This is a genomic window from Sorangium sp. So ce836 (genome assembly GCF_028553905.1).
In the GTDB taxonomy this organism is placed as follows: Bacteria; Myxococcota_A; Polyangia; order Polyangiales; family Polyangiaceae; genus Sorangium; species Sorangium cellulosum_D.
In genome coordinates, this window is the sequence record NZ_CP102233.1 from 13,016,563 (window position 1) to 13,037,819 (window position 21,257).

General features: G+C 72.7%; 15 protein-coding genes. 6 read left to right on the plus strand and 9 right to left on the minus strand.

Annotated elements, in window-relative coordinates:
- The first annotated feature begins 82 nt into the window (after nt 1-82).
- The 4 genes from NQZ70_RS47660 to NQZ70_RS47675 all read left to right on the plus strand — a co-directional run bounded on the left by NQZ70_RS47660 (nt 83) and on the right by NQZ70_RS47675 (nt 6,777).
- The gene (locus tag NQZ70_RS47660) at nt 83-2,446 is read left to right on the plus strand and encodes an AAA family ATPase (RefSeq protein WP_129580155.1); all 2,364 of its coding nucleotides are present in this window, start codon (nt 83-85) and stop codon (nt 2,444-2,446) included.
- Between the two features lie 20 nt (nt 2,447-2,466).
- Nucleotides 2,467-3,519 (plus strand): chromosome partitioning protein ParB, encoded by a 1,053-nt coding sequence (locus tag NQZ70_RS47665; protein ID WP_129580156.1) that lies wholly within the window; start codon nt 2,467-2,469, stop codon nt 3,517-3,519.
- Nucleotides 3,516-4,247 carry a hypothetical protein gene (locus NQZ70_RS47670; RefSeq protein ID WP_129580157.1) on the plus strand — a complete coding sequence of 244 codons (732 nt, stop codon included), beginning with the start codon at nt 3,516-3,518 and terminating at the stop codon, nt 4,245-4,247. The genes NQZ70_RS47665 and NQZ70_RS47670 overlap by 4 nt, the downstream gene beginning before the upstream one ends.
- 463 nt (nt 4,248-4,710) lie before the next feature.
- Nucleotides 4,711-6,777 (plus strand): ATP-binding protein, encoded by a 2,067-nt coding sequence (locus tag NQZ70_RS47675; RefSeq protein WP_129580158.1) that lies wholly within the window; start codon nt 4,711-4,713, stop codon nt 6,775-6,777.
- Between the two features lie 21 nt (nt 6,778-6,798).
- Here NQZ70_RS47675 and NQZ70_RS47680 read toward each other — a convergent pair whose 3' ends face one another.
- Complete coding sequence (locus NQZ70_RS47680; protein ID WP_061623693.1) at nt 6,799-7,320, minus strand: M17 family peptidase N-terminal domain-containing protein; 522 nt, start codon at nt 7,318-7,320, stop codon at nt 6,799-6,801.
- 5 nt (nt 7,321-7,325) lie between these two features.
- Nucleotides 7,326-8,966 carry a thiamine pyrophosphate-binding protein gene (locus NQZ70_RS47685; RefSeq protein ID WP_129580159.1) on the minus strand — a complete coding sequence of 547 codons (1,641 nt, stop codon included), beginning with the start codon at nt 8,964-8,966 and terminating at the stop codon, nt 7,326-7,328.
- A gap of 1,423 nt (nt 8,967-10,389) precedes the next feature.
- On the opposite strand from NQZ70_RS47685, the gene NQZ70_RS47690 reads away from it, so the two are divergent.
- Complete coding sequence (locus NQZ70_RS47690) at nt 10,390-10,710, plus strand: hypothetical protein (RefSeq protein ID WP_237244706.1); 321 nt, start codon at nt 10,390-10,392, stop codon at nt 10,708-10,710.
- A gap of 146 nt (nt 10,711-10,856) precedes the next feature.
- On the opposite strand, the gene NQZ70_RS47695 is transcribed toward NQZ70_RS47690, so the two are convergent.
- Both NQZ70_RS47695 and NQZ70_RS47700 read right to left on the minus strand, forming a co-directional pair.
- The gene (locus NQZ70_RS47695) at nt 10,857-12,215 is read right to left on the minus strand and encodes a hypothetical protein (RefSeq protein WP_129580161.1); all 1,359 of its coding nucleotides are present in this window, start codon (nt 12,213-12,215) and stop codon (nt 10,857-10,859) included.
- Between the two features lie 212 nt (nt 12,216-12,427).
- Nucleotides 12,428-13,624: an aminotransferase class V-fold PLP-dependent enzyme gene (locus NQZ70_RS47700; RefSeq protein ID WP_129580162.1), complete on the minus strand. Its 1,197-nt coding sequence runs from the start codon at nt 13,622-13,624 to the stop codon at nt 12,428-12,430.
- Between the two features lie 745 nt (nt 13,625-14,369).
- On the opposite strand from NQZ70_RS47700, the gene NQZ70_RS47705 reads away from it, so the two are divergent.
- On the plus strand, nt 14,370-14,915 hold the full coding sequence (locus tag NQZ70_RS47705) for a chalcone isomerase family protein (RefSeq protein ID WP_237244707.1): 546 nt from the start codon (nt 14,370-14,372) through the stop codon (nt 14,913-14,915).
- Between the two features lie 88 nt (nt 14,916-15,003).
- Here NQZ70_RS47705 and NQZ70_RS47710 read toward each other — a convergent pair whose 3' ends face one another.
- The 5 genes from NQZ70_RS47710 to serS form a co-directional block, all read right to left on the minus strand.
- Nucleotides 15,004-15,774, minus strand: coding sequence for a hypothetical protein (locus NQZ70_RS47710; RefSeq protein WP_237244708.1), 771 nt, complete (start codon nt 15,772-15,774; stop codon nt 15,004-15,006).
- A 163-nt stretch (nt 15,775-15,937) separates the two neighbouring features.
- Nucleotides 15,938-16,387, minus strand: a complete 450-nt coding sequence (locus NQZ70_RS47715) for a universal stress protein (RefSeq protein WP_129580164.1) — start codon at nt 16,385-16,387, stop codon at nt 15,938-15,940.
- A 146-nt stretch (nt 16,388-16,533) separates the two neighbouring features.
- Nucleotides 16,534-17,556, minus strand: coding sequence for a hypothetical protein (locus NQZ70_RS47720; protein ID WP_129580165.1), 1,023 nt, complete (start codon nt 17,554-17,556; stop codon nt 16,534-16,536).
- Nucleotide 17,557: 1 nt separating this feature from the next.
- Nucleotides 17,558-19,813, minus strand: a complete 2,256-nt coding sequence (locus tag NQZ70_RS47725) for an ATP-binding protein (protein ID WP_129580166.1) — start codon at nt 19,811-19,813, stop codon at nt 17,558-17,560.
- Nucleotides 19,814-19,818: 5 nt separating this feature from the next.
- Nucleotides 19,819-21,120, minus strand: a complete 1,302-nt coding sequence (gene serS / locus NQZ70_RS47730; RefSeq protein WP_129580167.1) for a serine--tRNA ligase — start codon at nt 21,118-21,120, stop codon at nt 19,819-19,821.
- Nucleotides 21,121-21,257 lie beyond the last annotated feature (137 nt).

Sequence of the window (21,257 nt, forward strand, 5' to 3'; positions counted from 1 at the left end):
CCAGCGTGTTCTCCGGCGCGGCCGCGCCCCGCCGGGCGGGCTCCGCGCCAGCGGGCGTCGAAAGGCGCTATGGTGCGCCGCCATGGTCGCCCGGAAGCTGCCCGCCAGCGAGTGCCGCAAGATCGTCGACCCCCAGAGCTTCCGCTTCTCCACGACGGATGAGGTCGCGCCGCTGTCCGCGGGCATCGGCTCGCAGGAGCGCGCCCTCGCCGCGCTCTCCTTCGGCCTCGAGATCCGCCAGCCCCGCTTCCACGTCGTGGTCGTCGGCGCGCCCGGCACGGGCCGCACGTTCTGCGCCCGCGCCGTCGCGAAGCGCATCGCCGCGAGCCGCCCCACGCCCGACGACATCCTCCTCTTGCCGAACCCCCACCGCCCGAGCGAGCCCACGGTCCTGTCGCTCCCCCCGGGCGAGGGCCGCCCCTTCGTCGCGGCGATGGAAGAGCTCCACGAGAAGCTCGTCGACGCCCTGCGCGGCGCGACCGAGGGCGAGCGCTTCAAGCAGGCGCGCGGGAAGATCCAGCGCCGGGTCAACGCGGAGGAGCGGCGGCTCGAGGAGCAGCTCAAGTCCGCGGCGCGCGAGCTCGGCCTCGACCTCGTCCGCGGCGACGACGAGGTGCAGATCACCTCGCTCGAGGACGCCTCGAACGCGCCGAACAGCGAGGCCCTGCACGCCATCGCCGGATCGATCGAGGAGTTCGAGATGCGGCTCGCCACGGTGCAGGACGAGGCCGACGTCGAGCTGCGCAGCGTCGTGAAGCAGCTGCTCAGCGACGGCGTGAAGGGCTGCTTCCAGCCGGTGCGCGCGCGCTTCGAGGGGCGCGACGACATCAGCGCCTTCCTCGCGGACGTCGAGACGGTCGTCTCGAAGGAGTTCCGCCTGCTGGTCGACGAGGCGCGCGGCGAGGAGGGCGGCGCCACCCTGCCGCGCGGCGTGGTCGTCCCGACGCTGCTCACCGAGCACACGCCCGACTCCGGCGCCCCCGTCGTGGAGGTCCCCTACCCCACGCTGAGCGCCCTGTTCGGCCGCACCCACGCGCCGCCCGACTCCGGCTTCCCGCCCGAGCCCGGCTTCGCCGTCGCGGGCGCCCTCCACGAGGCGGCCGGCGGCTTCCTCATCCTGCCCGCGGGCGCGCTCCTCAAGAACGAGGCGCTCTACGAGCAGCTCAAGGCCTGCCTCCTCGCCGGCAAGTTCATCGTGCCCGAGCACAACCCGTCGTACTTCCGCGGCACCGCGGAGGAGCTGCTCTTCCCGCCCATCTCGATCGACGTGAAGGTCGTCCTCGTCACGAACCCGCAGCTCTACCAGGACCTGCACGACGCCGATCCGGAGTTCTCGCAGCTCTTCAAGGTGCAGGCGCGCTTCGAGACGACGATCTCGCTCGACCAGGCGCTGCTCACCTACCCCGCGTTCCTCGCCGGCTTCGCGCACGATCGCGGCCTGCCGCCGATCACGGCCGACGGCGTGACCGCGCTCCTCTTCCACGGCGGCCGCCTCGCGGAGAGCCAGATAAAGGTGAGCGCGCAGCTCGGGCTCATCGCCGAGGTCGCGACCGAGGCCGGCTACCGGGCCCAGCGCCGCGGCCGCAAGGTCGTCGACGGCCCCGAGGTCAACGAGGCGCTCGAGGCGGCCCGCCGCCGCGGCAGCCACTTCCGCGACCACGTGCACGAGATGCTCTCCGACGGGACGATCCGCATCGACGTCACCGGCCGGCGCGTCGGGCAGGTCAACGCGATCTCGGTCCTGTCCGACGGCCCGCAGACGTTCGGCCGCCCCTGCCGGGTGACGGCGGTCGTCTACCCGGGCCTCGAGGGCCCGGTGAACATCGCGCGCGAGGTCGAGATGTCCGGCCCGCTCCACAGCAAGGGCGTGCTCGTCCTCACGGGCTTCCTCGCCGCGCGGTTCGCGCAGCACCGCCCGCTCTCGTTCGGCGCCTCGCTCGTCTTCGAGCAGACCTACGAGCCCATCGAGGGCGACAGCGCCTCGTCGAGCGAGCTCTACGCGCTCCTGTCGGCGCTCTCGGGCGTCCCCATCCGGCAGGAGCTCGCCGCGACCGGCAGCATCGATCAGCAGGGGAGCATCCAGCCCGTCGGCGGCATCAACGAGAAGATCGAGGCCTTCTTCGATCTGTGCGCCGCCAAGGGCCTGACGGGCGAGCAGGGCGTGCTCATCCCGAGCGCCAACCGCGACGCGCTCATGCTGCGGGGCGACGTCATCACCGCGATCGAGGCCGGCCGTTTCCACGTGTACGAGGTGAGCTCGGTCGAGGAGGGCATCGAGATCATCACCGGCGTCCCGGCCGGCGTCGCCGACGCGGACGGGAGGTACCCGGAGGGGACCGTGTTCCACGCGGCGGACCAGCGGCTCGAGCGCTTCCACCAGGCGATCGCCGACACGATGAGAGGGGGGCCGAGCCCGGATCCCCGGGGCATGCTCCGGGGTCGCTGAGGAGGCGCTGAGGAGGATCGATGGCCGCGAAGCGCACAGCCAAGCCGCGGGCGCCGAAGGAGCCGAAGGCCGCGCCCGCCCCCCGGGCGCGGCGGAAGAAGGCGGCGCCGGCCGCGGGCACGCGCGGCCTCGACGCCGCCGCGCTCGCCGCGGGCGCGCCCCCGCCGGACGTCGCCGCGCTCGCCGAGGCGATCCGGAGCGACGGCGGCAGCGTGCTCGCCGTCTACCGCGAGCCCGTCGGCGGCGGGTGGGCGATCCTCGCCGGCCTGCCGCTCGACCGGGTGGAGCCGACGCCGTTCCAGCGCGACCTCTCGGAGGCGCACGTCGCGCGCCTCGGCGAGGTCATCGATAAGCTCGACTGCTTCCTCGATCCAATCATCGCCGTGCGGACCCCGCTCTCGTCGGGGCCGGGCCGGGCCGGGCCGTCCGCCCCCGGCGAGGGGAGGTACTGGACCCCGAACGGCAACCACCGCCGCGCCGCGCTCACGCGCCTTGGCGCGAAGAGCGCCGTCGCGCTCGTGCTGCCCGACGAGCGGATCGCGTACCGCATCCTCGCGCTCAACACCGAGAAGGCGCACAACATCCGCGAGAAGGCGCTCGAGGTGACGCGGATGGCGCGCTCCCTCGCGGATCTCGATCCGCGGCCGGAGCAGGAGTTCCGCCTCGAGTTCGAGGAGCCGAGCCTGCTCACCCTCGGCCTCTGCTACGAGCAGCGCCCCCGCTTCTCGGGCGGCGCCTACCAGTCGGTCCTCCGGCACATCGACCGCTTCCTCGACGAGCCGCTCCCGGAGGCGCTCGAGACCCGCAAGGCGCGCGCCGAGCTCCTCCTCGCGGTCGACGACGCGGTGGCGCAGGCCGTCGACGCGCTCAAGGCGCGCGGCTTCGAGAGCCCTTACCTCAAGGCGTTCGTCGTGGCCCGCATCAACCCGCTCCGTTTCCAGAGGTCCCCGGAGGCGCCGTTCGAGCCCACGCTCACCAAGATGCTGGCGTCGGCGCAGCGCTTCGATCCGGCCGCCGTCCGCCCCGACCAGGTCGCGCGCGCCGCCGGTCCGCCCGAGGAGCCCGCCGGATGATCCCGGCCGGCGCCGCGTGCGCCATCGCCGCCGTCGCCGCGCTGCTGCTCCTCCTCGGCGGCCTCGTCCAGGCGAGGCGCGCGGCGCGCCCCGCCCGCCGCGCCGAGGCCCCCGCGCCCGCGCGTCGCGCCCGCTGGGCCGCTCGTCCGGCCGCGCGCGCCGGGGAGGATCGCGCCGCGTCGCCGCCGTCCCACCGCGGCGATCCCCGGGCCATCTACGCGTACGCCGCGCAGGTCGTCGGCCAGTCGCTCGCCTTTCATGGCAGCTACCGGGCGGCGGCCGCATCGCTGCGCCACGTCCCGCTCGACTGGACGCCGCCCGGGGTGCGCCTGCTCGTGATGAGCAACCTCGCCCAGTGGCAGCTCTGCGCGGGCGACGTCGAGGCGGCCAGGCGGCTCCTTCCGGACCTGGACGAGGAGCGCGCGCCCGCGTCGGTTCGCCCGCTCGTGCGGGGCGCGCGCGCCGCGGTGCTCGTGCGCACGGGCGACGCCGAGGGAGCGCTCTCCCTGGTCGGCCGCTCGGACCGGGAGCGGGACGAGCCGTCCGAGGTGCGCCAGCGCTACCGCATCACCCGCGCGCACGCGCTCGCCGCCCGGGGCGACCTCGCCGCCGCGCGCGCCGAGCTCCGCCGGGTGGTCGACGACGTCGGCGTCGACGAGCTCTGCCGCTGGATCCCCGCGGGCGGGCCCGCCCGGGCCGCGATGATCGAGCTCATCGACGCGGGGTGACGGACTCGCGATCTCCCACCCTCGTCGGAGCGCGCGGCGCGTGACCGCGCGATTCTCCAGCAGATATCGAGTCGGCGGACTCGCCATCAATTCGGTAGATCGGTCGATTGTCAATCCTCATTTGCCTGATTTGCCGCACAGGAGCTCCCGTACGCTCTTTCTCGAGGTCCCACCCGATCGCGCGACCGGGTGGGCCCGTGGCTGGGATTCCGCAGGACGGTGGGGGGCGCAACGTTGCGAGCGTTTGGCGTCTGGTAGAAAAAGGATGCTGTACGCAAAGTGAATCGGGCCAGGTAGGCTTCTCGCGTCGGCGGGGGAGAGGGCATGCCAACCTGCACGGGTGGCCAATGAGGGTGGGGGCGCCGCGGGGGGGCATCGGCGGGTGCAGCGCCGGTTCAGCCACGACCACGCGCCCGGACAGGGCGGCGGCCCTCGCTGACCGGAGCCTGCGTGGGAGGCTCCCATGAACCGCCCGATGGACACGCCGCCTCATCGCATCCTCATCGTGGACGACAGCCCCACGTACCTGCACCAGGTCGCGGCGGCGATGCGCGACGAGGGCTACGTCGCGGTGCTCGCCCACTCGGGGGAGGAGGCGCTCGCGCGGCTCGCGGCGGCGCGCGTCGACGGCATCCTGCTCGACATGGTGATGCCGGGGCTCTCGGGCCCTGCCACCTGCCTCCGCATCAAGGCGAACGCCGCGTGGCGGCCGATCCCGCTGCTCATGCTCACCGGCAGGGACGACCACAAGGCGATCCTCGACGCCCTCTCGGCCGGCGCCGACGACTTCGTCACGAAGTCGGGCGAGCTCACCGTGCTCAAGGCCCGCCTGCGCGCCCAGCTGCGCCGCAGGCACTACGAGGACGAGAACCGCAGGATGCGCGAGCTCCTCCTGCGCCGCGAGATGGAGGCGGCCGAGGCGCGCGCCGACCGGCGCCTCAAGCAGAGCGAGGAGCGGTTCCGCCTCATCGTCGAGGGCGTCCAGGACTACGCCATCTTCATGCTCGACCCCGCGGGCCGCATCGCCAGCTGGAACCCGGGCGCCGAGCGGATCAACGGCTACCGCGCCGACGAGATCATCGGCCGCCACTGCTCGGTCCTCTTCCCGCCGGAGGACGTCGAGCTCGGCAGGCCCGCCGCGGAGCTCGAGTGCACGGTGGAGACCGGGCGCTCGGTCCAGGAGGGCTACCGCGTCCGCAAGGACGGCACACGCTACTGGGCGAACGAGGTGATCAGCGTGCTCTTCGACGAGGCCGGGCGCCTGCGCGGCTTCGCGAAGGTCACCCGCGACGTGACGGAGCGCCGCCGGGTCCACGAGGCGCAGCGCATCCTCGTCTCGGCCGGGCAGATCCTCGGCGAGTCGCTCGACTTCGAGGAGACGCTGCGGCGCGTGGTCCGCGTCGCCCTCCCCGACTTCGCGCAGATCTGCGTGCTCCTCCTGCAGGACGAGTCCGGCGCGACCGAGCGGCAGGTCACCGCCCACGCCGACCCCTCGATGGCGGCCGCGACCGAGCTGCTCGGCAGGCTCACGGCCGACTCCTGCGCGCGCGGCATCGGCAAGGTCCTGCGCACGGCGCAGCCGGAGCTCATCCCCCGGGTGACCGACTCGTTCGTCCGGGCGATCTCCTTCGATCAGGCGCACTACGAGGCGCTGCGCTCGCTCTCGCTCGCCTCGCACCTCACCGTCCCGCTGACCGCGCGCGGCCGCACGCTGGGCACGCTCTCGTTCGCCTCGACGCACCGGCGCTACGACGCCGTCGACCTCGACCTCGCGCAGGATCTCGCGCGGCGCGCGGCCCTGGCCGTCGACAACGCCCGGCTCTACCGCGAGGCGCAGATCGCCGTGCGCGCGCGCGACGATTTCCTCACGATCGCCTCCCACGAGCTCCGCACCCCGCTCACGCCCATGCAGCTGCAGGTCGACGGCCTCCTGCGCGCCGGCAAGCGCGGCGACCTCACCGCCGAGCGCGCGACGCCGCGGCTGGAGATGATCAAGCGCCAGGTCGAGCGGCTCGCCCGGCTCATCACGAACCTGCTCGACATCTCGCGCATCTCCGCGGGCCGCCTGCAGCTCGAGCTCGAGGACGTCGATCTCGCGGGCACCGTGAACGACGTGCTGGATCGGTTCCGCGAGGAGCTCGCCGCCGCGGGCTGTCCGGTCGAGCTGTCGGCCCCCGCGTCGGTCGTCGGCCGGTGGGATCGCCTGCGCCTCGATCAGATCGTCACGAACCTCCTCTCGAACGCGATCAAGTACGGCGCCGGCAGGCCCATCGACGTCGCGGTCTCGGACCTCGGGGACCGCGCCCGCCTCGTGGTGCGGGATCGCGGCATCGGCATCGCGCCGGACCAGCAGGCCCGCATCTTCGAGCGCTTCGAGCGCGCCGTCTCCAGCGAGAACTACAGCGGCTTCGGCATGGGGCTGTGGATCGTGCGGCAGATCGCCGACGCCCTCGGCGCGACGATCGACGTCGACAGCCGCCCGGGCGAGGGGGCGACGTTCACCGTCGATCTGCCGAAGGTGCCCGCCTGACGCGCGCCCGCGCCGCGCGCGTCACAGCGCCCGGCGCACCCGGCGGCGCTGCTCGATCATGTGCTGGGTGATCTGCTGCCGGCCCTCGGCGCGCTCCACCAGCGTCCACACGTTGTCGCCGCGCTCCCTGCCCGCGCAGTCGAGGAGCGCGTCGGCCGCCTGCTCTGCGGGGATGAGCCCGTCGTGCCGCCCCGGGAGCTCCACCACGGCGACGCGCGTGCAGAGCCCGCCCATCGTCGCGAGCATCCGGCGCACGACCTCGCGGAAGATCGCCTCGTCGAACGCGTCGCGCCTGCCGGCGCCGAACAGGACCAGCTTGTCGAAGGCCATGCGCGGCTTGCACGGGATCATCACGACCTCGCCGAGCTCGCAGGTGATCTGGCCCTGCCGCCGGAGCTCCGAGATCCGGCCGCCGAGCCGCCAGTCGCAGAGGCCGGCCACGCCGTGGGCGGGCAGCGCGTCGCTGAACGGGGCGCACGCGAGCACCTCCGAGTCGAGCTCGTCGAGGCTCTGCAGGTCGGGGGGGACGAACCGGAGCTCCACGTGGATCAGACGCTGATGGCGCCCTTGCGGAAGTCGCTCTTCGCGATCTTCACGTTGACGCAGGCGGGCCTGCCGCACCGGAACGCCTCGTCCAGCGCGGGCCCGAGCTCCTCCACGCGCTCGACGAAGGCCCCGAAGCCCCCGAGCGCCTCCACCACGCGGTCGTACCGGGTGAGGTCGAGCGACGTCGCGGGCGCGCGGCCCTCGCCGTAGAGCTCGACCTGCCCGCGCCGGATCTGCGTCCAGGCCGCGTCGTTCCCGATCACGCTCACCACGGGGATGCCCTGGCGCGCCATCGCCTCGAACTCGAGCGCGTGGAACCCGAACGAGCCGTCGCCGTACACGAGGACGACGTTGGCCTCGGGCCGCGCGAGCTTGGCGGCCATCGCGTAGCCCGGCCCGACGCCGAGGGTCCCGAGGGGGCCCGGGTCCATCCAGAGCTGCGGCCACTCGAGCTTCAGCACGTTCGCGGCCGTCGCCACGAAATCCCCGCCGTCGCCGATCACGATGTCGTCCTTGCCGAGCCGCTTGCCGATCTCGGCGCAGACGCGCAGCGGGTTCGGCGGGTCGCTGTCGCTCGCGATCTCGGCGAGGATCTTCGCGCGCGCGCGCTCCTCGGCCTCGCGCACGGCCGAGAGCCACGCCTCGACGGACTTCTCGGGCACCTCGGCGAGCAGCTGCTCCAGCACGACGCCGCTGTCCCCGTCGATCCCGAGGTCGACGCGGCGGTTCCTGCCGAGCTCGCTGCCGTCGAGATCGATCTGGACGACCTTCGCGGCCGGGCCGACGGCGCGGCCGTACTCGAGCCGGAAGTCGAACGGCGTGCCGAGCACCACGCAGAGGTCGGTCTGCGCGAGCGCGAAGCGGCGCGAGCGGCTCATCAGCCCGGGGTGCGCGTGGGGGAGCGCGCCGCGGGCCATGCCGTTCAGGTAGAAGGGCGCCTTCACGGCGTCGGCGAAGCGGCGCAGCGCGTCCCGCCGCGGCGACCAGCGGAGCTGGCTCCCGACGATGAACATGGGCCGCTCGGCTTCCCGCAGCATGGCCGCGGCGCGCGCGACGGCGGCCGGGTCGCCGCCGGGCCTGGCCGGGGCCATGGGCGCGGTGGCGGGCGCGTCGTCGCCCGCGAAGCCCATCAGCAGATCGAGCGGGATCTCGAGGAAGACCGGGCCTGGCACGTTCGCCTGGGCGACGCGGAAGGCCGAGTCCACGTACTCCTGGATGCGGTCGGTCGACGGGACGGAGGCGCTCCACTTGGAGATGGGGCGCATCAGCTCGACGTGGTTCATGTCCTGGAGCGAGCCCATGTCGGCGAGGGCTCGCGGGCCGGCGCCGCCGAGGACCACCATCGGGATCCCCGCGCGCTGCGCGTTGGCGACGGCGGTCACCACGTCCGTGACGCCCGGCCCGGCGGTGACCGCGCACACCCCTGGCCTCCCGGTGACCCGCGCGTACCCGTCGGCGGCGTGGCCCGCCGTCTGCTCGTGCCGCACGTCGACGACCCGGATGCCGTCGTCCAGGCACCCGTCGTAGATCGCCTGGATGTGCCCGCCGCACAGGGTGAAGAGGTGGGTCACCCCGTGCCTTGCGAGCGCCTTCGAGACGAGCTTGCCTCCGTGCACCTGCGCCATGGGGTCGGCATATACCATGTGCGCCCCAGCGTCCTCCCGGCGAGCGGGCCATTCGTGCGGCGCCGCGCGGCTGCCGGCGCCGCGCGCCGGGCAAGCCGCCTCACCGGACCGGGCGCTCGGCTCCGCGGACCTCGGGGGGGACGACCCCGGCGGCCGCGCGTGTGGCGCCGTGTTCGGGGGTGCGCTTCACGGCCGCGCTGACCTCAGGACCGGCCCCGGTGCTCACCGCGGAACACCAGGATCGAAGTTCGGAGAGATAGTTTAGTGTTTTTCCTAACCTACGAACGTCCTTATGATCGCGCCGCGGCGTCAACGCACCCTGCCTGCGGGTGCGCGCCGGCCCCTGGCCCGGAAACCACGCTATCGCCGGTCCCTGTTGTCAGGCCGCACCCAGGGGGAAGCTCACGCGCAGCGAGTGATGCTGTAAAAGTACAGCATTACTACAGGATCGACTCCGCCCCTGCTGCGATATCGTCGCCATCCCGGCGCGAACGGCGCCGTGGTGGCCGCTGCCCGATGTTGTTCTCTCCGGGCGATGAAATGGTATAGTTGGCTCCTTATTGCAGCTGCCAGCTCCACACCGCCATCTCTCTCGGCCTCCTTCCGGTGCCCCTGCCCTGCAGCCGCCGGCCTGGGAGAAGGCCCCGGCCTTTTCCGGCCGCCGAGCGCGCCCGCGCCCGGCGCCGCCGCCGGCGCTCGCCGCAACCTGCCCGCAACATGGCGGAAACAATCCGGCCCGGGCCACGCGCGCGCGAGCATCTGTGAGGAAGTTAACCGGTTCATTCGGCGATGGATTGGGCGAGCACAGGGTGATTGGTGAGAGGGAGCATGTGCCGGTGGCCGCCCCGAGGGGGGCGCCCGCGTTCGTCCGCGATGACACACGATCTCCGTTGCGTATGCGCGCCAACTTCCTTGAGGTGCGCCAACCTCGACGGCGGGCGGCGCCCAGCGCCGCGACGGCCGTCTCGCTGGATGGATGGGGGAACGCGAGCCAATCGTGTGTGGTGCTCTCGTGGACGCTGGTTTCACTGCCTACGTCCCGAGCGACGTCTACCACGTGCGCATCATCTGTCCGGGTGTCCCTGATGCCGGTGCGCCGGAGAATGGACTCCGTCCTCGGTATATCATTTCATCGACGTGCGATCGGCCAGGGCATCCTCTGCCGTTGCTGCTGGGCCAACATTTCGGCCAATTTGCGCGCCGCGTGGGCGGTAGTGCGCTGGCGCCTCGCTTCTCGCAGCGTTCATTTCAAATATCCTGCTCTCACAGAACGTTGCCCAATGCACCAAAATGACGCGTGACTGCTTACATGAGCTTGCGAGCTTGTTGTTTTCTATTTCGGGAAAGCTCTGTATCGGTTATGCGGGATAAGAGGACGCGCAATAGCGCTTCGCTGGAGTAGCATCTTCCTATGTCGGAGCCCCCTAGTAGCAGCAGTCAGTTGATCCGGATACCCATCGTGCTGGCGCTCGACTGCAGCCCCGGTTTTCTTGCCCGTTGCCGCAGGGTTGCGGCGCGGGCTCGTTTCCTCGTCCGCTCCTGCGAGGCGGCGTCGGCGTGGGGGACGGCGGTCCGCCTCCGCCCGCTGGCGATCATCCTGCCGAGCCACTTGCACGAACGCGCGCCGCAGACGTTCGAGCTGCTCGCGGAGGACGCGGGCGCGCGCCTCGTCGTCGTGGAGTCCGAGCAGCTGCCCGCGGGCGAGCTGGAGGGGCACATCACCCACGCGATCGGCGAGGCGGCCCGCGCCCGAGGCGCCTAGCCGCGTCCGAGGGCCCCGCGCCACGCCCGACGCGCCTCCGAACGCGCCGGAGGCGCCTCGAAGGGGCACGGCGACGCGGGCCGGGCCGTCGCGTGGCTCGGCCGCTGCCGGGCCTCGGCGGCCGCACGTCTCGGCCGCCGAAGGCCTCAGTCGGTGCGGACGCCCGCGGTGAGGTGGAAGCCCCAGGTGTGATCGAGCGGCGGGCCGAGCTCCTCGTCGAAGGGAAGCAGCAGCCCCGCTCGGAGGAACGCGGCCTTGCGCTCGATCGCGACGAACGGCTCGAGGGCGAGCACGTACAGATTGCGCGCGACGGCGTGCCGGATGCCCACGTTGTCGAACGTGGGCAGCGCCACGCCTTGCACGCGCACGCCGCCGCCGATCCCGTGGCCGATCTGGAGCTCGGCGGCGTGCTGGATCGCGACCTCGTACTCCTCGTTGCGGCCGAGCGGGATGTAGAGGAGCGGCTCGATCTGCAGGCGCGCGATCAGCAGGCCGAGGTGGGCCTCGGCGCCGAGGCGCGCGTGGATCGGGAGGATGCTCGGGAAGTACTCGTGGAGGTCCCAGTAGGCGCGGCTCGCGCCGACCGGCTCGTAGCTGCGGTGGTCGTGGGTCTGGGCCGAGAGCGTCGCCAGCCCGACGGCGCCGCCCACCGTGATCCAGAGCTTGCTGCCGGCGCGGGCGACGTGGTGGGCGCCGAGCATCACGTTGCCGAGCACGGCGTCGGTGCGCTCGTCCATCGCGAGCCCGAAGGGGACGCGGACGTCGAGGAACGTGTGATCGGCGAACGGCATGCGAGCGAACAGGGCGACGGCGAGCCCGGAAGCGTCGCTGTCGCCGCCGGTGAACGCCGAGGTCTCCAGGCCGATCGCCCCGCGCTGGCCGCGCGGGACCGTCCCCCCGCCGAGCGCGCCGTCGTCGGCAGGCGCGGGCAGGGGCCCCTGCTCGGCTTCGGAGAGCGACGTGGTCCAGTCCTCCATGCTGTCCCACCGGCCTGCCCGGCGCGCGGCCGGCGTCTCGGCGGGCGGCGCGGAGCCTGCGGGCGGTTCGGCAGCTCCCGGCTCGGGCGTCGCCTCGGCCGGCTCGGGCGGCGACGCCTCCGGCGCTGGCGCGTCCGCTGCCGGCTCGCCGGGCGCTGCAGGCGCGGGGCTCGCAGGCGACTGCGGCGCGCCGGGCGCTGGCTGCGGCGCGCCGGGCGCTGGCTGCGGCGCGCCGGGCGCTGGCTGCGGCGCGCCGGGCGCTGGCGCCGGCGACTGCGGCGCGCCGGGCGCTGGCTGCGGCGCGCCGGGCGCTGGCTGCGGCGCGCCGGGCGCTGGCCGCGGCGCGGACGCTGGAGGCGTCCCCGCCCGCGCCGGAGGGGCCGGCGGCGTTCCCGCCGGCGCCGAGGCGGTGGGCGCGGGGCGCGTCGCCGGCGGAGGCGTCACCGGCTGCGCGGCGATCGGCGCGGCCGCGAGGATCGCCGTCGCCAGCCAGGAAAGCGAGGACAAGACCAGGATTCGACGTGGCATCGTGTCTCCTTGGGGCGCGCATCCTATCGCCTCGGAAGGCGCGCGCGTCTGCTCCAGCGAGCGCCAGTCGTGCTTCGCGGTCCCGCGCCCGAGCAGCCCGCCGCGGCGCGGGCCCGGAGCGATGGCTCGCGCGCGAGGCGAGCCGCGCGCACCCCGCCGTGGAGCAGCGGCGAGCGGCGGCCCGGAGGCCCGGCCGGGCTCCCCCGCGCGCGCTACAAGAGCGCCGAGAGCGCCGCCGCCAGGCGCTCGTACTGCGGCCGGTCGTTGTAGATCTGCGCCGAGATCCGGAGGGCCCGCCGCGGCGACGCGGGCCAGGCGAACACCGGCACCTCGATCCCCCATTGCGCGAGGAGCGCGTCCTGGAGCGGGTCGAGGCGCAGCGGCGACGACGGCGCGTCCGGGAGCGGCACCGTCGCGAGCGCGCCGATCATCGCGTCGGGGCTCGGCGGCAGGCAGCCTAGCGCCTCGCAGAGCAGGTCGCGCGCGGCGAGCGCCGTCGCCCGGTTGTGGGCCCGGAGCTCGGGCCAGCCGCCGGGCAGGAGCGCGCCCATCGCGCGGATCGCGTCCGCGACGCAGAGGGCGGCGCTCGGGTCGGAGGTGCCCGTCCAGTCGAACTCGAGCAGGAAGCGCGACCGGTCGGTGCGCGGCGAGTTGGCGCCGTGGCTGATGCAGAGCGGGCGCACCGAGCCCTGCCGGTCGCGCCGCACGTGGAGGAACGCCGCGCCCTTCGGCGCGCACATCCATTTGTGGCAGTTGCCGGTGTAATACGCCGCCCCGAGGGCGCGGAGGTCGAGCGGCAGCATGCCGGGCGCGTGCGCCCCGTCGACGAGGAGATCCACGCCGCGGCCGGCGAGCTCGGCGGACAGCGCGGCGACCGGGAACACGAGCCCCGTCGGGCTCGTCACGTGATCGATCAGCACGAGCCGCGTCCGCGGCCCCACCCGCGCGAGCACCGCCTCGACCACCTGCTCGGGCGCCTCGATCGGGAACGGCACCGGCGCGACGACGACGCGCGCCCCGGCGCTGGCCGCGACGGCCTCGGCCGCGTTGCGGCAGGCGTTGTACCCGTGGTCGGTGACGCAGAGCTCGTCGCCCTGCCCGAGCGAGAGCGACCGCAGCACCGTGTTGACCCCGAAGGTCGCGTTGGGCACGAACGCGAGGTCGTCCGGGTCGGCCCCGACGAAGGCGGCGAGCTCGCCGCGGGCCGCGTCGAGCAGCGGCTCGAGCTCGCGGAGGAAGAAGCGGACCGGCTCGCGCTCGAGCTGGTCGCGGTAGCGCTGCTGCGCCTCGAGCACCGCGCGCGGGCAGGCGCCGAACGAGCCGTGGTTCAGGAAGGTGACGGCCGGGTCGAGCGGCCAGAGCTCGCGCGCGGCGCCGGCGCGCGACTCCGGGAAGGCGTTCGGGATCATGGCGGAGGTCGAGTGCCCTGTGAGGCTGATGTGTCGGAGGGCCGGTGGCAATGTCGCGCGCGGCCACCCCCGGTGTCGAGGGCCACGCGAGGCGCATCCATGATGGATCCATCGATCAACGTTGATTGATGGATCAACCGTGACCGTCTTCCGGCAAGGATGCAGCGCTCGGTCAACCCATCCATGATGGACGCATCCACGGTCCATCATGGATGACGGGCGCGGGCGGCGCCTCGATGGCGCCGGGGCGCCGGCGCGACCTCCGCGGCCGCGGCGCTCGTCTCCGGAGGCGCCGCCGCGCAGCCCGCGCAGCCCAGAGCCGCAAATCCCATCAGCACGCCCGCGAGCACCGTCCGCATCGAGAAGCTCCTTCCGCCGCAGGCCGACGCGCGGCCCACGGGGGACCCGCCCGCGTCCTCCGCCGCGATCTCCTCGACGCCCGCAGCGCGCGGCTCCTACGGACCCGGCCGAAAAAAAGATCTCCGGGAGATCTCGCCCCCGCGCCGCCGGCCCTCGCCCGGCCGAGGGCCCGCTGCCCGCCCCGGAGTCCCCGCCGAGCACACCTCATGCGTCGTCGGCGTACGAAGCCAGCGCTCCTATCGAGATCTCGCGACCGTTACGGCTCCCCGCGTTCCTCCGCCGATGGTCCGGGTCTTGCTGATTCACGACCATGGACGGGCGATCGCCGGCGCGGCGCCCGCACACGATGCGCCGCCGAGCGGCGATGCCGGAGGAGGTCGATCCGATGAAACTCGCACGAAGCAAGTCTCCAGCTCTTCTCGCCGCCTTCGCGGCGATCTTCCTGGCTGTCGCGAGCCTCTTCGCTTTGCCGGATTACACGCTCACGGGCACCGGCGTCCGCGTGAGGACGATCGGCACGGCCAAGATCGAGGTCTATCGGATCAGCCATTACATGGATCAGCTGCCTGCCACGAAGTCCAAGCAGGCCGTCATCGAGATGGATACGGGGAAGAAGTTCGTCTGGACGATGCTGCGCGACGTCGACCGCGAGAGCATCGTCAAGGCGCTGAAGGACGCCTACGCGATGAACGGATACGCCGATCAGACGAAGATCGCGAGGTTCGTCTCGGCGTTCGAGGGCGACCTCAAGGCGGGCGCGGAGGTCACCATCGAGTACGACGCGCGCGCGAAGACGACCACCGCCAAGGTCGCCGGCGGCGGGACCGCGACGGTGGGCGGCCTCGATTTCATGAAGGCCACCTGGCGGATCTGGTTCGGCAAGATCGACCAGCCGACGCTGAGCGACGAGCTCATCGCCAAGCTCCCCTGACGCCGGGCGCCTCGCCAGCCCCCCGGCTCAGCGCGCCGCCGAGACCGTCGCTCCGCGGTCCGTCGCGACGCCATGGCTCCCCGTCTCCTCAGCCGTGCTTGCGCTCATGCCTCTTCAACGCCCTGTCGACCTTTGCCAGGGCTTTGAGGATGCGCTCCTTGATCGGAGCTCCGCCGTTCTCTCGAGCCGTGAGCGTCGCGGTGTGGGCGGCGCAGAGGTTTTCGGCGTCATGAAAGCGAAGCGCCAGCTCCTCGGCCCATCGCCGGAATTCCAGCGCTGCGCCGGGGCGCTTCTCGAGCGCCTGCGACAGCATGGGAGAGAAGCTCAGGACGTCCTTGAGCCCCAGGAGGCGCATCGAGGACGGCAGGCGGACGTACATCAGCGTATCGTCGACGTGAATCGTCCTCGACGCGCGGTGCAGCACGAGGACGGACGAAAAATGCACATTCTCGTTCGCGGAGACGAAATCGACGCCGCGCGGCACCGAGAAGTCGAGGTCGCCAGCGAACAGCGCATGCGCCGCCGGATCTTCGATCAACGTCTCTTCCCACGGGAGGTCGGGGAAGCGGGATAGATGGCGAGACGTGCCGTAGAGGCGCGCATGCGGATAGCGGGCATGCATGGCCCTCACGTGCAGCGTGTGGAAAGGGTGAACGTTGATGATGGCCTCCACGTCCCTTCCACCCTGGGTGATCTCGTCGATGTGCCGCTTTTCCTCGTCCCCGAGCGTGTAGGAATCGAGAAAGACATATTTGCCGCTCTCGCGCCGGACGAGGGACGCGTGCGTACCGACGTCGATGAGCCCGCCGATCTTGAACGATCCGCGAATGTTCCAGAAGCCGTCCGCGACCGCGATCATCCGATGGTTCATTCGACCCTTCTTCCCTGGAAACGCGCCCCGAGCACCGCAGCTCGTTCGTCCATGTCGTTCCGCCTGAGGGTGTCGCCGGCCGAGACGAGCGCGGTGAGGCTCGGCGAGCCGTCGTCCCGACCGCTGAGGAGCCGCTGACGCCAGGCCGCCGTCAATCGGAAGGCTTGTCGCGCACCACGAGCACCGACCGGCTCGTGTGGTTCACGACCTTCGCCGCCGTCGTCCCGAGCACCTTGTCGATGCCCGAGTAGCCGTGCGACCCGATCACGATGAGGTCCGCGTCCTCCTCGTCGGCCGTCCGGCAGATGACCTCCCAGGCGACGCCGACGTGGACCACGACCTTCGCGACGAGCTCGGGCGGCACGCCCCGCGCGAGCTGCTCGAGCTCGTCCCGGTCGCCCCGCTCCAGGATCTCGGGGACGCGCGTCGGCGACTCGGTCATCGCCTCGGCAGGCAGGCTGTGGTGCAGCCCGATGCCGCGGACGAGCACGAGCTTGCCGCCGAGCTTCTGCGCGAGATCGACGCCCTCCGCGAGGATGAGCGGCGCCCTGGGAGAGCTGTCCAGTGCGACGAGGATGGTCCGGGGGTGCTTGAGGCTCATGGCGTCCGCCTTTCGTGCGGTGGCGTTCCCGGATCTCTTTAGCCGACTCCGCGCCTTGCGCGCAGCACGTCCCGCCGCGGCGCCGCCCGCGCGGCGCACCGCCCCGGCCGCCCGCGCAGCGCGCCGCCCCGTGCGTCCGGCGTGGATCAGGCGCGGATCGTCACGCCGTGGCCGCGGTCGTCCGTGAGGATCTCGAACGCCGCGCGCCGCGCCGTGGTCAGCGTCTCGATCCCGACCTCGCGGCCCAGGCTCTTCCGCCGCAGCGTGAGGCTGCAGGCCCCGATCTTCGTGTTCAGGCAGTGCTTCACCCCGCCGGGCGGGTTCCTGTAGGCGAGCCCCACGACGTCGGCGGCGCGCGCCGAGATCTCCCCCTCGACGCTCAGCCGATCGGTCTCGGTCCGGAAGCGCCAGGTGAAGTAGTCGAACGAGGCCTCGGCGCGGACCGCCTGGACCAGCGAGCTCAGCGCGATCTCCTCGCCCCGGTGCCGCAGCACCAGCGGCGTCATGCTCGGCGTCCAGAACGGCCCGACCTTGAGGCGGGCCGTGGCGACCTCGAGGAAGCTGTCCGGGTGGCTGTCGAACCCCGCGACCTGCCCCCAGGCGTAGAGGTCCGTGTGCTTCGTCCCCCAGTTGTGGTTCTGGCTGCCCACCCAGCCCGAGACGTCCACGTCGCGCCCGGCCGCGCGGAGGACGCCGCGGTAGACGGCCATCGGCGCGCCGACCAGCGCCTTCGCCTTGGGCAGCGGGGCGTCGTAGAGGGCCGCCGGGAGCAGCAGGAGCGGCTCCCCGCCGCCCTCGACCGCGAGATCCCAGGAGATGGCGCCCTCCCCCTCGCCCGCCGCGCCAACGAGCCGGCCGGGGCGCAGCTGAGCCCCGTCGATGTCGACCGACAGGGCGTCGCGCGCGAAGGAGCAGCGCCCGGCGAACGGGACCTCGCGCTTGGCGACCGCGTGGCGCCCCGACTCGCCGTCGAAGTAGATGGCCCAGAGCTCGCCCTCCGCGGCGTCGGGCCGCCCCACCGGACTGAAGAGCGTGTAGCGGATCCAGAAGGCGAGCGGGCGCGTCGGGTGGTTCGCGCGCTGGAAGTAGCTCTCGTAGAACCCCTCCCGCTGCCCCGGCCGGTAGCGCGCGTGGTTCGCCCGCTCCCGCGTCGCCCTCGCGTCCGCCATCTTAGTGCCCCCGCTTCTGCCCGCCGCTGAGGAGATCGGCGATCACCCGCTCCAGGTCGTCGAGCGAGATCGGCTTCGCGATCTTCGGGTTGTCCACCCGCTCGACGAACTCGCGCGCGGTCGGCGTGAACGCGCCGCCCGACATGAAGGCCATCTTCGGCTGGAGCTGCGGGAACCGCTCGCCGATCTCGTCGTAGAGGGCCATCCCGCTCATCTGCGGCATCAGGAGATCGCAGACGATCGCGTCGATCCGGCCGCCGCGGTCCCGCAGGAGGTCGAGCGCCTCGTGGCCGCTCTTCGCCACGAGCACCTCGTGCCGCTCCTCGAACGCGCGCGCGAACGCGTTGAGGAGCATCGGCTCGTCGTCGACGAACAGGATCGTCCCGCGCGACGACAGGCGCGGCGGCTCCGGCGGCTTGCGGAGCGCGGGCAGATCCGCGGGGCTCAGGCCGGTCAGGCGGATCGTGAAGACGGTGCCGATGCCGGGCTTGCTCGACACCGTCATGGTGCCGTGCTGCTCCTCGACGATGTTGCGCGACACCCAGAGCCCGATCCCCGGCCGCGCGCTCTCTTCCTTGGTCGTGAAGAACGGGTCGAAGATGCGCTCGACGACCTCGGGGGTCATGCCGCGCGCGTTGTCCTCGACCTCGACGTGGTGCACCCCGTCGTCGAAGCGCGCCGTCACGCGCACCAGGTTCTCGTCGCGCGGGCGGTTCGGCATCGCCTGGGCGGCGTTGATGAACAGGTTCACGAACACCTGCGAGAGCTTGCCCGGGTAGCCGACCAGCGGGGGCATCTCGCCGTAGTGGCGCTCGATGCGGCAGAGCTGGCTGAGCTGCGGCCCCGTCATGCGCAGCGCGAGCTCGATCACGTCGACGAGGTCGACCCGCTCGGGCTTGCGCTCGCTGCTGCTCGAGAAGAGGTTGAGGTCGGTCACGATGTCGCGCATCCGCTCGACGCCGGCGAGCGCCTCGTGGCACGACCGATCGATGAGGTCGATGGCGCGGAGCAGGTCCTCGTAGGAGCCCGACGCGACCGGGCGCGCCGCCGAGACGAGCTTGTGCGCGCCGCTCCGGATCTGCTCGAGGTTCGCCATCACCCACGCCATGGGGTTGTTGAGCTCGTGCGCGACGCTCGCCGCCACCTGGCCGATCGAGGCGAGCTTCTCGCTGTGGAGGATCTGCGCGCGGCGCGCGACCTCCTCGGTGACGTCCCGCATGAGCGCGAGCGACGCGTCCTCGCCGTAGAGCCGCGTGATCCGCACCGTCATCACCTTGGTCAGCCCGGCGCGCGTCGCGCAGCGGATGGTGGCCTCCCGGGGCGCCTCGGACCGGGGCGCGGACATCACGAGGGCGCGCAGCGCCGGCACGTCCGCCGCGACCGCGAGCGCGGTGATCGGCCGGCCGATCCACGCCTGCCGCGAGTGCCCGAAGAGCACCTCGAAGCGCACGTTCAGCCGCGTCAGCATGCCCTCCTGGTCGATCGTCGCGAGGACGTCGGACGAGAGCTCGACGATCTCGCGGTAGCGCTCCTCGGAGGCGAACAGCGAGCGCTGGGCGTACGCCTCGGCGAAGCGGTGCTCGAACTGGAGCAAGAGCGCGTCGACGGCGCGGAGCACGTCGATGGAGGACGTGCCGTCCGCGTCGCCGTCGTCGTGGGTCGTGTCGAGGACGCCCGCGACCGCGGTGCGGAACTCGGAGGCGGCGATCAGCGGGCCGCTGATGGAATACCCGGTCGCGTAACGCTGCTCGACCAGGTGCGTGATGAACGCGTCGAGCAGCGCCTCGCTGCCGTCCTCGAGGATCCTGGTGAAGGCGGCGAGCCAGGAGCGGACGTTCTCCGTCACCTCGCCGACGGGCCGGTCGGTGTACCGGCCGCGCTCCGGCGGCAGCGCCAGCACGTTCTCGATCCAGTCGTCGATCAGCTCGTCCTTGTGCCGCTTGCAGAGCTCGAGCAGCCGCCGGCGCGCGAGCGCCATGGAGGTCTCGGCGGGGGTCGACGGCGCGTGGACCTGCGGGCGGCGCTCGCCCTCGCCCAGCTCGCGCCCGACCCGCGACTCCGGCAGCTGCGAGCGCCGCTCCCCGTCGCCCACCTCACGCCCGCGCCGCGAGGGCGGCAGCTGCGAGCGCCGCTCCCCGTCGCCCACCTCGCGCCCGCGACGCGACTCGGGCAGCTGCGAGCGCCGCTCCCCCTCGCCCAGCTCGCGCCCGCCCCGCGGCTCCGGGAGCTCGCGTTTGGCCTCCTCGTCCGCTCCCATAGCCGCTACCTGCCGCGGAGGACCTCGCAGCCCATGAACGCCCGGAGCGGCTCCGGCACGACCACCGTCCCGTCCGCCTGCTGGTATTGCTCGAGGATCGCGATCACCGTCCGCCCCACCGCGAGCGCCGACCCGTTCATCGTGTGGACCAGCCGCGGCTTCGCCTTCGGCTCCGGCCGGTAGCGGATCTGGGCGCGGCGCGCCTGGAAGTCGCCGAAATTCGAGCAGCTCGAGATCTCGCGGTAGCCCCCCTGCCCGGGCAGCCACACCTCGAGATCGTACGTCTTCTGCGCGCCGAAGCCGAGATCGCCGGCGCAGAGCGCGGAGACGCGGTAGTGGAGGCCGAGGCGCTTCAGCACCTCCTCCGCGTGCGCGGTGAGGAGCTCGTGCTGGCGGGGCGAGTCCTCCGGCGCCGAGAACCGCACGAGCTCGACCTTGTCGAACTGGTGCTGCCGGATGAGCCCCCGCACGTCGCGCCCGTGGCTGCCCGCCTCGCTGCGGAAGCACGGCGTGTACGCCGCGTACGCGATCGGCAGCGACGCGCCGTCGAGGATCTCGTCCGCGTGGAGGTTCGTGACCGGGACCTCGGCCGTCGGGATGAGGTAGAGGTCGTACGCCCGCTCCGGGTCGCTCTTCTGCGTCTTGAACAGGTCCTCGGCGAACTTGGGCAGCTGGCCCGTGCCGAACAGGGCCGAGTCCTTGACGAGGAACGGCGGCAGCACCTCGAGGTACCCCTGCTCGCGCGTGTGCAGGTCGAGCATGAACGAGATGAGCGCCCGCTCGAGGCGGGCCGCCGCGCCGACGAGCACCGTGAACCGCGCGCCCGAGAGCTTCGCCGCGCGCTCGAAGTCGAGGATGCCGAGGGCGGTGCCGATGTCCCAGTGGTTCTTCGGCGTGAACGAGAAGCTCGGCTTCTCGCCCCACGTCCTCACGACCACGTTGTCCTCGTCCCCGGCGCCGTCGGGCACCGACGGATCCGGCAGGTTGGGGACGCCGGCGAGCAGCTCGGTCAGCCGCTTCTCCAGCTCCGAGACGACCTGCTCGGCCTCCTTGATCCGCCCGGACAGCGCCTTCAGCTCGTCGCGCTTCTGCGCGAACTCCGGCGACTTCTTGTCGAGGCGCGCCATCGCGTCGTTCGCCGCGTTGCGCTCCGCCTGCCACCGCTCGAGCTCCTGGATCTTCGACCGGCGCGTGCTGACCGTGGAGGCGAAGTCGTCTCCGAGGGTGGCGGCGGCGGCGGGCGAGCGACGAGCGAGCGACGCGCGCACCTCATCGAGGTGATCTGCGACGTAGCGGGGATCGAGCATGCCCCAGGGTTTAGCCGAAGCCTGCACGCGCGTCAGCAGCCGCGACGCGCCGCTCCGCATTCGGACGGGGTCCGCTCGCCGTCCCCACGGCGCCGCTTCCCCGCCGCCCGGCGCGGCGGGAGCGGCGCGGCGAGGAG